At 39.3% G+C, this 14204-nt stretch carries 13 protein-coding genes; 8 read left to right on the top strand and 5 right to left on the bottom strand.

Annotated features, from left to right (window positions below; all coding sequences use genetic code 11):
* Positions 1 to 32: 32 nt before the first annotated feature.
* Positions 33 to 1355 carry an AAA family ATPase gene (locus F9B76_RS07785; protein ID WP_159991608.1) on the top strand — a complete coding sequence of 441 codons (1323 nt, stop codon included), beginning with the start codon at positions 33 to 35 and terminating at the stop codon, positions 1353 to 1355.
* Entirely contained in the window at positions 1355 to 1996 is a 642-nt protein-coding gene (locus F9B76_RS07780) for an RloB family protein (protein WP_159991607.1), read from the top strand. Before F9B76_RS07785 ends, F9B76_RS07780 begins: the two co-directional genes overlap by 1 nt.
* A 123-nt stretch (positions 1997 to 2119) precedes the next feature.
* Here F9B76_RS07780 and rodA read toward each other — a convergent pair whose 3' ends face one another.
* From rodA to F9B76_RS07755, 5 genes are read right to left on the bottom strand one after another with little or no spacing between them, the layout of a single operon-like run.
* Positions 2120 to 3259 (bottom strand): rod shape-determining protein RodA, encoded by a 1140-nt coding sequence (gene rodA / locus F9B76_RS07775; protein WP_159991606.1) that lies wholly within the window; start codon positions 3257 to 3259, stop codon positions 2120 to 2122.
* A 3-nt stretch (positions 3260 to 3262) separates the two neighbouring features.
* Complete coding sequence (gene mrdA / locus F9B76_RS07770; RefSeq protein ID WP_159991605.1) at positions 3263 to 5308, bottom strand: penicillin-binding protein 2; 2046 nt, start codon at positions 5306 to 5308, stop codon at positions 3263 to 3265.
* Between the two features lie 11 nt (positions 5309 to 5319).
* Entirely contained in the window at positions 5320 to 5856 is a 537-nt protein-coding gene (mreD, locus tag F9B76_RS07765; RefSeq protein WP_159991604.1) for a rod shape-determining protein MreD, read from the bottom strand.
* A complete protein-coding gene (gene mreC / locus F9B76_RS07760; protein ID WP_159991603.1) occupies positions 5846 to 6742 on the bottom strand; it encodes a rod shape-determining protein MreC in 897 nt (298 codons plus the stop codon). The genes mreD and mreC overlap by 11 nt, the downstream gene beginning before the upstream one ends.
* 40 nt (positions 6743 to 6782) lie before the next feature.
* Positions 6783 to 7823, bottom strand: a complete 1041-nt coding sequence (locus F9B76_RS07755; protein WP_159991602.1) for a rod shape-determining protein — start codon at positions 7821 to 7823, stop codon at positions 6783 to 6785.
* A 180-nt stretch (positions 7824 to 8003) separates the two neighbouring features.
* Here F9B76_RS07755 and gatC point away from each other — a divergent pair, with 180 nt between their 5' ends.
* The 6 genes from gatC to xerC all read left to right on the top strand — a co-directional run bounded on the left by gatC (position 8004) and on the right by xerC (position 14013).
* The gene (gatC, locus tag F9B76_RS07750) at positions 8004 to 8312 is read left to right on the top strand and encodes an Asp-tRNA(Asn)/Glu-tRNA(Gln) amidotransferase subunit GatC (RefSeq protein ID WP_159992155.1); all 309 of its coding nucleotides are present in this window, start codon (positions 8004 to 8006) and stop codon (positions 8310 to 8312) included.
* Positions 8313 to 8314: 2 nt separating this feature from the next.
* The gene (gene gatA / locus F9B76_RS07745; RefSeq protein ID WP_159991601.1) at positions 8315 to 9826 is read left to right on the top strand and encodes an Asp-tRNA(Asn)/Glu-tRNA(Gln) amidotransferase subunit GatA; all 1512 of its coding nucleotides are present in this window, start codon (positions 8315 to 8317) and stop codon (positions 9824 to 9826) included.
* Entirely contained in the window at positions 9826 to 11280 is a 1455-nt protein-coding gene (gene gatB, locus F9B76_RS07740) for an Asp-tRNA(Asn)/Glu-tRNA(Gln) amidotransferase subunit GatB (protein ID WP_159991600.1), read from the top strand. Before gatA ends, gatB begins: the two co-directional genes overlap by 1 nt.
* 11 nt (positions 11281 to 11291) lie before the next feature.
* Positions 11292 to 12167, top strand: coding sequence for a diaminopimelate epimerase (dapF, locus tag F9B76_RS07735; protein ID WP_159991599.1), 876 nt, complete (start codon positions 11292 to 11294; stop codon positions 12165 to 12167).
* 11 nt (positions 12168 to 12178) lie between these two features.
* Positions 12179 to 12955 carry a DUF484 family protein gene (locus F9B76_RS07730; RefSeq protein WP_159991598.1) on the top strand — a complete coding sequence of 259 codons (777 nt, stop codon included), beginning with the start codon at positions 12179 to 12181 and terminating at the stop codon, positions 12953 to 12955.
* A gap of 89 nt (positions 12956 to 13044) precedes the next feature.
* Positions 13045 to 14013, top strand: coding sequence for a tyrosine recombinase XerC (gene xerC / locus F9B76_RS07725; protein WP_159991597.1), 969 nt, complete (start codon positions 13045 to 13047; stop codon positions 14011 to 14013).
* The last annotated feature ends 191 nt before the right edge of the window (positions 14014 to 14204 follow it).

Here is a 14204-nt window from a genome sequence, read left to right as displayed (position 1 = left end):
CCTAAAAATTGCTTAAATTAGGAAAATACTCTATGATTATTCAATTTTCTGTTGAAAATTATCGTTCGATTAAACAAGAACAAACCTTATCTTTAGTTAAAAGTACAGGAACAGAAAAACCTGATAATTTTTTTGAAAGCTCTGCACCTAATACACCACCGTTATTAAAATCTGCAGTGATTTATGGTGCAAATGCCTCAGGTAAATCAAATATGATTAAAGCATTAGGGGCAATGCTTGATATCATCCAAAACTCAGCTGATAAAAAGATTGGTAATACTATTCCAACAGAAAGTTTTTTATTCAATAGTATTACTCGACATCAACCTACCGTATATGATATTTCTATCATCATGCCCCTTCAAAATGATGAAGGCGTATTACAAGAAATGCGTGTTGATTATGGTTTTGTGGTAGATAGCTCAAAAATTTATGAAGAGTGGTTAAGCATTTATCCTAAAGGACGCGAAAGAAATTGGTTTCACCGTGAATATCAAGCAGACAAACAAGAATATGATTGGAAAATATCTGACTATTTAAAAGGTGAAAAGGAAAGTTGGAAAAATCAAACTCGCCCTGACCAATTATTCTTATCTATGGCAACACATAGAAATAGTGAACAATTAAAACCTATTTATGAATTTTTTACAAATAATATCGGTATTATTCAGACAGATAGAATTAGTAATGAGTTATCTAAAACTATTTGTAAAAACTCAGAAAAGGATAAACTAATTATTATTTCTTTCTTAAAATCAGCTGGTATAGAAGTAGATAATATTATTTTTGAGAAACCAAATATTTCACTTGAAAATCTACCTGATAACCTACCTGATTCTATAAGAAAAGAAATTCTCAATGATTTAGAAGAACAAATAGTTGCTCAAAATGAAACTTTTTTTGTTTATATTGACGATATGAAAAATAAACAAAAAATTAACTTACGAAATGAATCAGACGGAACACAAAAACTATTTGAATTTGCTGGTCTCATGCTAGAGGTTTTACAAAATGGTTATATTTTGGTAATTGATGAGTTAAATAAAAGTTTACACCCTGATTTAGTAAGGTTTTTAGTTAAATTATTTAATTCTCCTATTAATCAAAAAAATGCTCAACTCATTTTTACAACACATGAAACCTCTGTATTGCGTAAGGATTTATTACGTCGCGATCAAATTTGGTTTTGTGAAAAAAATAAGGATAGGAGCACAACATTATATCCATTAACCGATTTTAAACCACATATTAGTCGTGAAAATATCGAAGAATATTATTTACATGGTCGTTATGGTGCAAAACCTTTATTAACAGAGTTCCAATTCCCTAGCAATTTCTGGGAGGATGAACAATAATGGCATCTAAACGCAAAAGTCGTGATTTAAATCGTTCAAAAGCAAAAAAAGAACCTTATGAAGTAATTTTAATTGTTTGTGAGGACAAAAAAACAGAGCCTTTATATTTTAACAACTTACGTAAGGTCGAAGATTTATCATCTGTGAATATATCTATTATTTCTGGTGATGGTACTGATCCTATTTCAGTAGTAGATACTGCGATAGAAAAACTAGAAGAGCAAAAGAAATATCTCGCTTTTGATAAAGTGTATTGCGTTATTGATAGAGATAAGCATCATCATTTTGAGCAAGCTATTAATAAGGCAAAAGAACATAATATAGACTTAATTATTTCTTATCCAAGTTTTGAATATTGGTATATTTGTCATTTTGTTCTTTCTCGCTCCCCCATTGAACAAACAGGCAATAAAAGTGCGGGTGATAACTGTGTGCATATATTAAATCAATACTGGAAAACTGAGTTCGGACAAGCATATTCTAAAAATCTGAATAATCCATACGAATTATTACTCAGTAAATTAGGCATAGCAATAAACAATGCTCAACAAGTACTTAAACAAGCTAATAGTGAGAACAATTTTAATCCTTCAACTCAAGTTCATGAATTAGTTGATAAATTAAGAAAGTTAAAACGATAATAGAGTAGAGGGTAAAAGTTACAAGTACGACAGGAAACTCAACTCTATTTAGAGTAATTTTTTCAAATGATTATACAAGTTATATTGAATAGATGTGAAATAGAATAAAACACCCTAACCACATTAACCCTTCTTCGGCTTATACTTAGAAATACTCATCAACAAACCAGAAGCAATTCCCAAGGTAACTAATGCCGTCCCCCCATAGCTCATAAAAGGAAGGGGCACACCCACAATCGGTAAAATACCCATCACCATTCCCATATTGACAAATACATAGAAAAAGAACATCATGGTCAATGCACCTGCCAATAAAGCACCAAATTGTGTTTTGGCTTTCATGGTAATCATAAAGCAACGAATCAGTAATAGTGTGTATAAAATCAATAAGCAAATACTGCCATAAAGCCCAAACTCTTCCGCAAATACCGCAAAAATAAAGTCTGTTGTTTGTTCAGGAATAAAATCTAAATGCGTTTGTGTCCCTTGTAAATAACCTTTTCCATAAATACCACCAGACCCAATGGCAATCATACCTTGAATCGTATGAAACCCTTTACCTAATGGATCGAGATTGGGATCAAGCAAAGTACATACACGGGTTTTTTGATAGTTATGTAGAATCACCCAATCAAAATCAGGCGCACATAATACAGGTTCAAAATAAAGAATTAAACCAATACCAATCAGTCCCAAGATAAAAATAGGTGCTAGCAATTTAAACGATAAACCCGCAAAATAAATCACAAAAAAACCTGTGGCAAATACCAGTAATGCCGTACCTAAATCAGGCTGCTTAATAATCAGAAAAAAGGGAATCAGTAATAAAACACCTGCTACAAAAAAATCTAAAACTTTAAGATCACTACGGTGCTTATCAAAATACCATGCCAGCATCATAGGGACACAAAGTTTCATCATCTCTGAGGGTTGAATCCGTAAAAAACCAATATCTAACCACCGAGTCGCCCCCTTACTGGTATAACCAAATAACAGCACTGCTAGTAATAAAGCACACCCAATGATATAGATAGGAATGACGATTTTCATTACCTTAGGAGGCGGCCATAATGCCACAAACCACATCACCCCAAAAGCAATTAAGAAATTACGTAGTTGCCCCTCAAAACGCCCTTCCATATGCCCAACGGCTGAATGCATCACTGTCATTCCTAGGCAGGCAAATAGAAATAAAATAATCATTAAAGGCCAATCAATTGCCTTAAAGGCTCGGATAACACCATTCCATACAGTATTTAACATTTTTTACCTATTCTCTGATGAAGTATTATCCCGATGATGGGGATCCGATGTTGCGCCTAAAATATCAGGAATAACTTCACTCATATTATCCTCTGGGTTTTTGGGTGTTTCAGCAGGGACTTCTACATCAGGAGAGCTTTCTGCTTCAGCGTCCTCATCAACAAATGGAGAAACATATTCTGGTGTTATTGGTCTGGTTGGTGATAACCAATAATCAAATACCTTTCTTGCTATAGGGGCAGCCACTCTAGCACCCCAGCCACCATTTTCAACAATCAATGCAACAGCAATTTTAGGATTATCGACAGGGGCAAATCCCATATAAAGTGCATGATCATGAAGACGTTTATTTAAAGCTGCCGCATTATAACGACTTCCTTTTAGACTAAAGACCTGAGCAGTTCCTGTCTTACCTGCAGAGACATAATTAGCCCCAGCAAAAACCGATCTTGCCGTTCCTGAACGTGTCACTGCCGTCATAGCGGATTTAATCACTCGTAAATGCTCTGGCTTTAAAGGAATGGTATATTCAGGAGATTTAACCACTTGTTCTGCCTTACGTGTAATGGGATTTTCTAACCAATTAACGATATGAGGTCGCATATAGACCCCATTTGCTGCTAATACCGCTGTTGCTTGAGCAAGCTGCATAATTGTCAATGCATTATAGCCTTGTCCTACAGCCACTGAAATCGTTTCACCCGTATGCCAGACCTGTTTCTTAGGATCTTTAAAGGCTTTACGTTTCCATTCTTTTGAGGGAAGGATACCGCGTTTTTCACCGGGTAAATCTACCCCAGTTTGTTTACCAAAACCAAACTGTATGGCAAAATCATGCAATCGATCAACACCCAGCAAAGGCCCTAAGCTAAAAAAATAGGTATCTGAAGAAACCACAATCGCTTTATGCATATTAGTTGGGCCATAAACAGCACGTCCTGCATTACGGAACCGCTGCCCTCCAAATTCAAAATACCCCGGATCAGGTACTCGTGTCTCTGCACTACGCACACCTAACTCTAAAGCGGCTAATGCCACAAAGGGTTTATAAGTAGAACCTATAGGAAACGTACCAGAAATAGGCCTGTCTAATAAAGGCGCATCTTCCGAATCAGCTAAACGCCGCCAATTCTCAACATCAATTCCATCGATAAATAAATTAGGGTCAAAAGAAGGAGCTGAAACATAAGCAAGCACTTCGCCCGTCTTTGGTTCAATAGCCACTAGTGCACCGCGCTGAGGAGAGCGAGGATTATTAAATAATCCTTCTGCCATTTTCTGCAAACCTAAATCAATGGATAAACGTAAATTATCACCCGGGATAGGATCCGTTCTTTTTAGCACACGAACAGGACGACCTGAGGCAGAAATCTCTACTTCTTCCCACCCTGGTTTACCATGTAACTGACGCTCATAACTAGCTTCTATCCCCTTTTTACCAATAACATCAGTACCTCGATACTCACCCTCTAAACCCTCTTTTTCTAAGTATTCTTTATCCTTATCTGATATACGTCCAATATAACCAATTAAATGGGCTGCAGACTCACCTTGCGGATATTCTCTTACCCAACGAGCTTTTAGACTAACACCTGAAAAACGGTAAGAATGTGCCGCAAATAAAGCCGCCTCTTCATCGGTAATATTATGCCTAACAATCACAGAACCAAAGCGATGCGCTCCCGCTAAACGACGCTTAAATCGGCGAACTTCCAAATCAGATATAGGAATAATTTCTCGTAGTTGCTCAATTAAAGCATTAACATCTTTTATCTGTGCAGGAACAATCTCTATAGTGTAATCACGGTAGCTACGTGCCAACACTACCCCATTCCTATCAACAATATCCCCTCGCCGTGGAGAAATGGGGACTAATGATAGCCGATTTCGCTCAGCACGTTCAGATAAGCCTTGGTAACTCGCCACTTGTAAATCCCAAAGGCGATAAATAAGGATGCCAAAACAAAAAAGAATAAAGAAACTGGCGACAACGACTCGAATAATAATTCGGCGGCGATTTACACTGGATTTTTGACCAAACGCTAACATACCCGATCCTTTTACTCTAAGCCATTGCTATCTACGGTAGGACGAGAAAGAAACTTAAATAAAAGATCGACAATAAACCAGAGTAATGCGGTAAAAACACCTGACCACAACCACCCCCAGCCTGACCATATACCAGCCAACCATGCTTCAAAAAAACGCCCTGGGATCGCTGCTAAAACAAAAACAGGCAACATTACCGTAAAATGCGCCAGCACAGAAAATTGTATCATGTGTCGCCGCATCATCATCACACTATAGATTACTAATACATAGTAAAGTGCATATCGCCCCAGTACACTCGTATCATGTACATCCATCAGAATACCCATCACAAAGGCAAGAATAAGACCAACCCCTTTTGTACTATGCATACACCAGAAAGCGATGACAACTAGCAACACATCAGGAGCAGCAGACCAGTTTCGCCAAGGCAGTAATGAGGCAAGAAAAACAATAAAGATACTTACCCATGCAAGTTTAGTGGACGGTAAAAAGACATCTTCACCAGTATCAATAGGACGAAGGCTTTTAATATTTTTATGACTCATGCTCACCTTCCTTAGATGGTTCTACCGTTTCTTGTTGTTCATCCGGTTTAGCAACTTGTGTCAATAATACCAAAAAGTGTAAATAACGTTCAGGATAAGCCGATGGTTCAACATAAGCACTAATAAACCCTTGGGCTGAATTATGCTCTATTTTACTCACACGTCCAATAGCAAGACCAGAAGGATAAATCCCCCCAATACCACTGGTGACTAACTGATCACCCTCTTGAATATCTGCACCAGAAGCAAGGTAACGCACTTCTACTAAACCCGGTCTCCCTGTACCAAATACAACAACACGCAAGCCATTTCTTAACACAATAGCCGGTAAAGAAATTCTTTCATCTGTAATCAATGCTGCTTCTGATGTATGCCGTGTAACACGCTGAATTTGCCCAACAACACCGCCCTCACCGATCAAAGGCATTCCGGGAGCAATACCATCACTAGATCCCTTGGTCAGTACGAGTGTTTGATGCAATGGATTAGCGGCGTTATAAAGGATTTCTACCGCAACCGAGGGAGTAGCAACAGCATTTTTAATACCTAATAATCGCCGTAACTGTATATTTTCTTGTGCCATCTGTGCTGCCTGTACGGATAACTGTGTGTTACCAATACGTTGGCGTTCTGCTTCTTCTGTCTGGATACGAGCAAGCTCTACAGCATTTGACCAATTATAGACTTGCGTAAAAACATTACGTGGCCATAACACCATTCTTTGTAACGGATTCAGTGCAGAAGCAATTAACTGACGAGAAGAGACGAGTAGATCCGTTCTCGAATCTACTACCATCAATACGATACAAAGGATACCTAAAAAAACAAGTTTGACACCCGTTGCCTGACCTTGTTTAAAAAGGCGCAATGACTTCTCTTGCTGCATTTACTCACCTAAACCACTTTGTGATAAAAGTGAATAATCGTTATTCGTTAATAAACACAGGGCCTAAAGATTCAAGATGTTCTAAGGCTTCACCACAACCACGTACTACGCAAGTAAGCGGATCTTCTGCTACCATGACGGGCAAACCTGTTTCTTCTTGAATAAGGCGATCAAGGTCTCTTAATAAAGCACCGCCACCTGTTAAGGCAATTCCTTTTTCGGTAATATCAGCACCAAGCTCTGGTGGTGTTTGTTCTAAAGCAATCTTAACGGCAGAGACGATTTGGTTAAGGGGATCAGTCAATGACTCTAAAATTTCTGTTGAGGTAACGGTAAAACTACGTGGCACACCCTCGGAGAGATTACGACCTTTTACTTCAATTTCACGTACTTCTGTACCGGGGAAAGCCGATCCAATTTCTTTTTTGATAATCTCAGCCGTTTGATCACCAATCAACATACCTTTACTGCGGCGAATATAATTGACAATGGCTTCATCAAATTTATCACCACCTACACGGACAGAACCTTTATACACCATACCACCAAGTGAAATAATCGCCACTTCTGTCGTACCACCGCCAATATCCACCACCATCGAACCGCTAGCATCTGATACATTAAGCCCAGCACCAATAGCCGCCGCCATTGGCTCTTCAATGAGGTGGACTTGGCTAGCACCAGCACCCAAAGCCGCTTCTCGAATAGCACGGCGTTCGACTTGCGTTGAACCGCAAGGAACACACACAATAATACGAGGACTGGGTGATAAGAAACTTCTTGGATTAACAATCTTGATAAATTGTTTAATCATTTGCTCTGTAACAGAGAAATCGGCAATCACACCATCTTTCATAGGACGAATAGCATTAATATTGCCTGGCACACGTCCTAACATTTGTTTAGCAGCACGTCCTACTGCTTGAATAACTTGGCGACCATTGCCACCATCATGACGAATAGCAACGACTGAAGGCTCATCAAGCACAATGCCTTTACCACGTACATAAATTAAGGTATTGGCTGTACCTAAGTCAATTGCCATATCTGTTGATAAATAATTTCTTAAAAATCCGAACATTTTTACTATCTTGGTGTAGGGTGAACAAAAAGAGTTTTTTATTAAGGGGTTATAAATTGGATAACTCTTAATATTAACTTATAATGGAACATATTTCGTAATTTTATCATTTTTGGCATATAGAAAGATATATGCTTTGTGAGTAAATTTAATTTTTTAACATTATTAATTTTTATTTTTATGTCTCTTACACCCAACGATGTTAGCCGAATTGCCCGTCTTGCTCGTCTAGAATTAGATGAAACGATGCAAGCTAAGGCATTAGAAGAACTCAATAGTATGCTAGATTTATTTGAAACCTTGCAATCTGTTGAAACAACTGGTGTTGCACCATTAGCACATCCTTTATCTGTTCATGAAGAAGTAAGCCTACGTTTAAGAGAAGATCAGGTAACAGAGCCTTCTTCTATTGAAGCACGTCAAGCACTGATGGCAAATGCACCTGCTGAATCTGATGGTCTATTCTTAGTTCCTAAAGTTATCGAATAATTATGTCTTTTCAAACTATTCTCGACACACGCAAAGCACTAGATAGTAAGCAAACTAGTGCGGTAGAACTTGCACAAGAGGCTTTGGCTAAAGCCGAACGCCTTTCATATTTAAATGCTTTTTTACATATTGATCCCGACTTGACCCTTGCTCAAGCACAAGCCGCTGATAATAAAATCGCTAAAGGTGAACAAAGCATACTCACAGGAATCCCTATTGCTCATAAAGATGTTTTTGTGACCAAGGGTTGGAGAACAACAGCTGCCAGTAAAATGTTAGCTAACTATACCAGTCCTTTTGATGCGACTGTCGTCAGCTTACTCAAACAAGCAGGTTGCGTTAATATTGGTAAACTCAACTGCGATGAATTTGCCATGGGTTCAGGCAATGAAAACTCTGCTTTTGGTGCTTGCTTAAACCCTTGGGATACCAATGCCGTTCCTGGTGGTTCATCAGGTGGTTCAGCAGCTGCAGTGGCGGCGGATATTGTCCTTGCTACAACAGGAACAGATACAGGGGGTTCAGTTCGTCAGCCTTCAGCACTATGCGGTGTATCGGGTATCAAACCAACTTATGGTACAGTATCTCGTTTTGGTATGATTGCTTTTGCCTCTAGCTTAGATCAAGCAGGCCCTATTGCTCGCAATGCACGCGATCTTGTTGAATTATTAGATGTGATGAGTGTATTTGATCCTAAAGACTCAACAAGTGTTATGCAGTGTCATGGTAATGCTAACCAACAAGGACGCATCAAAGCCTCTTTTGAAAAAGCCGTTGCCCACTATCAAACCAATGGTAGTACCCCCCTCAAAGGTTTACGCATTGGTGTCCCTCAAGAATACTTTGCCGAAGGAATTAGCGCAGAGGTTAAAGCCGCTGTTGAACAAGCGATTGCTCAATTTGTTAGTTTAGGGGCAGAACGTGTTGATATATCCCTACCTCGTACGGCTTTAGCTATTCCTGCTTATTATGTCATTGCACCTGCCGAAGCCTCTAGTAATCTTTCTCGTTATGATGGTGTCCGTTATGGTCATCGTAGTAAAGCCTATACAGGACTAGAGCAAATGATGAGCCGTTCTCGTACAGAAGGTTTTGGAGCAGAAGTACAACGCCGTATTATGCTAGGGACTTATGTGCTTTCTCAAGGCTATTATGATGCTTATTATCTACAAGCACAACGTATCCGCCGTATGATTGCGAATGATTTCCAAGAAGCATTACAATCAAAATGTGATGTCATTATGGGGCCCGTTACACCAACCGTTGCCAAAAATATTGGTGACAATAAAGAAGATGTTACCGCCGACTGGTTAGCCGATATTTATACCTTAGGGGTTAGTTTAGCAGGATTACCTGCACTCTCTATTCCATGCGGATTTGGTGGTGAAAAAGGCAATCGTCCTATCGGATTACAAATTATTGGTAACTACTTCAATGAAGGTCAATTATTAGCGTTAGGTGATTGCTATCAGCAGCAAACTGACTGGCACCTACGTCAAGCGGAGGTGAAATAATGAGTTGGGAAATCGTTATTGGTCTAGAAACACACGTTCAGTTATCGACTCAATCCAAAATTTTTTCGGGTAGTAGCACCGCTTTTGGTGCAGAACCCAATACACAAGCCAATCTTGTCGATATGGCATTACCCGGTAGTTTACCCGTAATGAACCGTGAAGCAGTCGCCAAAGCCATTGCTTTTGGTCTTGCCATTGGTGCCAAAGTTGCCCCTCTTTCTATCTTTGCTCGTAAACACTACTTCTACCCTGATTTACCTAAAAACTACCAAACCAGTCAATTTGAAGATCCTGTTGTAATTGGTGGTCAATTAAGTTTCTTTGTGGGTGAAGAAGAAAAAACCATCAACCTAACCCGCGCACACTTAGAAGAAGATGCAGGTAAATCTTTACATAATGATTTTATCGGCCCCCTAGGTGAATTATCAACAGGGATTGACCTAAACCGTACGGGTACGCCTCTTCTTGAAATCGTTTCAGAACCTGAACTACGATCTGCTGCTGAAGCCGTTGCTTATGCACGTGCTTTACATGGTTTAGTCGTGTGGTTAGGTATTTGTGACGGGAATATGCAAGAAGGCTCTTTCCGTGTAGATGCTAACGTTTCTGTTCGTCCAAAAGGAGCAACAGAATTTGGTACACGCACTGAAATTAAAAATGTGAATTCATTCCGTTTCTTAGAGCGTGCCATTTTATTTGAGGCTCGCCGTCAGATTGAACTACTTGAAGATGGTGGTACGGTTGTTCAAGAAACACGTCTTTACGATGAAACCAAAGATGAAACTCGCAGTATGCGTAGCAAAGAAGATGCGCATGATTATCGCTATTTCCCTTGCCCAGACTTACCGCCTTTGGTCATTTCAGCAGAGTGGATGCAAGAAGTTAAAGCCCAAATGCCTGAGCTACCTACTAAACGCCGTGAACGTTATCAACAAGTATTCGGCTTATCCGCCTATCATGCCGCACAATTGACGCTTCATCGTGCTACGGCTGATTATTTTGAACAAGTGGTAGAAGCAGCAGGACAAGCACAAGCTAAATTAGCCGCTAACTGGGTAATGAGTGAGCTAATGGCAAGCCTTAACCGTGATGCACTTGAAATTCATCAAAGCCCTGTTTCACCCACTCAATTAGCCAAATTATTACAACGTATTAGCGATAATACCATTTCAAATAAAATGGCTCGTGATGTATTCCAAGCCTTATGGCAAGGTGAAAATAATGGTGAGGTTGATGCCATTATTGATGCTAAAGGTTTAAAACAAATCAGTGATACAGGCGCTATTAATCAAATGATTGATGAAGTGATTGCTGCTAACCCTGCCATTGTTGAAGAGTACCGTTCAGGCAAAGAAAAAGCCTTTAACTCATTGGTGGGACAAGTAATGAAAGCAGCAAAAGGCAAAGCAAATCCTGCTCAAGTCAATGAACTTTTAAAACAAAAACTCGCATAAGGTGGTTCAGTATGAAATGGCACTTTACCAAAATGCACGGTGTTGGGAATGATTTTATCGTTCTTGATGGTGTGCGACAATCCATTCAAATGACACCCGAACGTGCCAGAGCACTTGCTCATCGTCATTTCGGCATTGGCGCAGATCAAATACTGTTGGTAGAAGATCCTAGTCACCCAGAAGCACACTTTCGCTATCGTATTTTTAATGCCGATGGTAGTGAAGTAGAGCATTGTGGTAATGGGGCGCGTTGCTTTGTACGTTTTGTACATGAACAAAAACTTTCTGGACACAATCCCCTTAAAGCAGAAATTGCAACAGGCTTAATTACCCTCACCGAACACGATGATCATACGGTCAGTGTAGAAATGGGGCAAACTCGTTTTTCACCAGAGGCTGTTGCTTTTGATGTGAATGGTTTATCCTCTAAACAAATCGCACAAGATACCGTATGGACACTTCCCCTTGATAATGGTGATACCGTTGCGTTATCACTTGTCGGCATTTCTAACCCTCATGCTGTTCAAATAGTTGATGATATTCAAACAGCCCCTGTTGAAGAACAAGGGCCACTTATTGAATCACACCCTCGTTTTAAAAACCGTGTCAATGCTGGTTTTATGCAAGTGCTTAATCCTCAAGAGATTAATCTTCGTGTTTATGAACGAGGAGCAGGAGAAACCCTTGCTTGCGGAACAGGTGCTTGTGCCGCTGCTGTTGCTGGTATTCGCCGAGGTTTATTGCAAAGTCCTGTACTTGTACATACTCGAGGGGGGGATTTACGCATTCATTATGATGGTCAATCGATTGTAATGACTGGCCCTGCTACAACAGTATTTGAAGGCATTGTTGATATTGATGCCCTTGTCAATACATTTCCTAAATAGGTTATATATCCATGACAGATACACTATTTAATGCTCAGTCTATTGCTGAGTTTCTACGTCAAAATCCTAATTTTCTTATCGAACACGCTGATGTTTTTGCAGAAATTCGTGTACCCGATCCAAATGGTTCTGGTACGCTCTCTCTCTTAGAACGTCAAGTCACTACACTACGCCAGCAACTCAAAAATAATCAGGCAGAACTTCAAGCTCTTGGTCATATTGCTTATGAAAACCAAGGAATTAACGATACCATTACCGATTGGTGTGCCTCATTACTGGCTCAAAAAGAAGAAGAGCTACTCCCTGCCGCTATTGTGACAGGATTACAAGATGCTTTCCCTGACTTAGAAGTTGAGTTAATTTTATGGGGCTTAGAACGTCTTGAAAGTTATCAAGTAGAAGATAACAAAGAAGTACAAGACTATATTCAGTCACTCTCTATCCCCTATACAGGTAAAAAGGTACACCAAGGCATTACCGCATGGTTAAGTGAAACCCCCGCTTCTATTGCGGTTATTCCTATTTATGTAAACGATAATACAGTAGGGGCTTTAATCTTTGGTAGTAAAGATAATAGTCATTTTTATGAGGGTATGGGTACACTCTTTTTAGAAACACTCGGTTTTCTTACGAGTGCAGCAATTTCTCGATTAGCTCCCTCATTAATGGAAGAAGATTATCCTGACGATGAAACGCAAGATAGCGAAGAGCCTATTACCGAAGAAGATCTCAAAACATCATCAGAAGAAAAAGCGGATGATGATTACCCTGAGCTTAATCCTGCTTAATGAAATCCATCGGATAGGTATGGTTTAATACCTATCCACCCTATGAAAAACTATTCATACCAGTATATCCTCTTATCCTTATACATTCTATGAATACAACTGAAAAGATAACCGTATTACCAGAAGCCGTTACACATTGGTTACGCTATTTATCTGCTGAAAAACGCTATTCGACGCATACGGTAAATGCTTATCAACGGGATATACAAATACTCTTAGGGCTATACCCCTCCATACCCCTAGATAAAATACAAAACACTCAAATTCGCTCTGCCATCGCCCGTTTACATTCACAAGACTATACGCCTCGTTCATTAGCAAGGATTTTATCTACTTGGCGTAGCTTTTATAAATGGTTTAGTATTCATCACCATTTAACCATCAATCCTACCGTAGATGTCAAAGCTCCTAAAGTACCGCGTACTTTGCCAAAGGCACTATCTGCTGATCAAGCAAAAACACTTTTAGATACAGGACTTAATCTCAGCAGCCACAACCCTATCGCTGCAAGAGATCAAGCCATGTTTGAGCTTTTTTACTCTAGTGGATTACGTCTTTCTGAATTAGTAAACGTTGATATCCAATTTCATAAAGAGGGACAATATGAATCACAAGGGTGGTTAGATTTAAACGAAAAAGAAGTCACCGTCATTGGTAAGGGTAAAAAAACACGCCTTTTACCACTCGGTGAAAAAGCCATTCAAGCCATTGAATACTGGCTCAGCAAACGCCCCCTTTTACTTAAACCCTCGACCCCTCCCAAAGATCAATACGCTTTATTTTTGGGCGAAAGAGGTGCAAGAATTAGCCCCCGTGTCGTACAAATACAGCTCAAAAAACTAGGGATAAAGAGTAATATTCCTGCCAATATCCACCCTCATATTCTTCGTCATAGCTTTGCAAGCCACCTCTTACAATCTTCACAAGATTTGCGAGCCGTACAAGAACTACTTGGACATAGCAATATTGCCACCACACAGATTTATACAAGGTTAGATTTTCAACATTTAGCCAAAGTTTATGATCAAGCACACCCTCGTGCAAAGAGGAAGAAATAAGGGATAATTATTAAATGCTATTTTCGAATAATTCCCCCTTAAATCAAATTAAAACAACAGCCTATTCATAGAGAATTATATTTACCACACATCATAACAAATACTCTTCTACACTCAACTATGTCACCCCCTATTCTTTTTCGCAAAAAAATATCCCCTAAGCAACTTTATCTTAGGGGATATAATTATTT

Origin of the sequence: Pelistega ratti (genome assembly GCF_009833965.1) — a bacterium.
GTDB lineage: Bacteria > Pseudomonadota > Gammaproteobacteria > Burkholderiales > Burkholderiaceae_B > Taylorella > Taylorella ratti.
The sequence above is the reverse complement of the archived record's forward strand: the minus strand, read 5'-3'. Positions and strand labels throughout refer to the sequence as shown.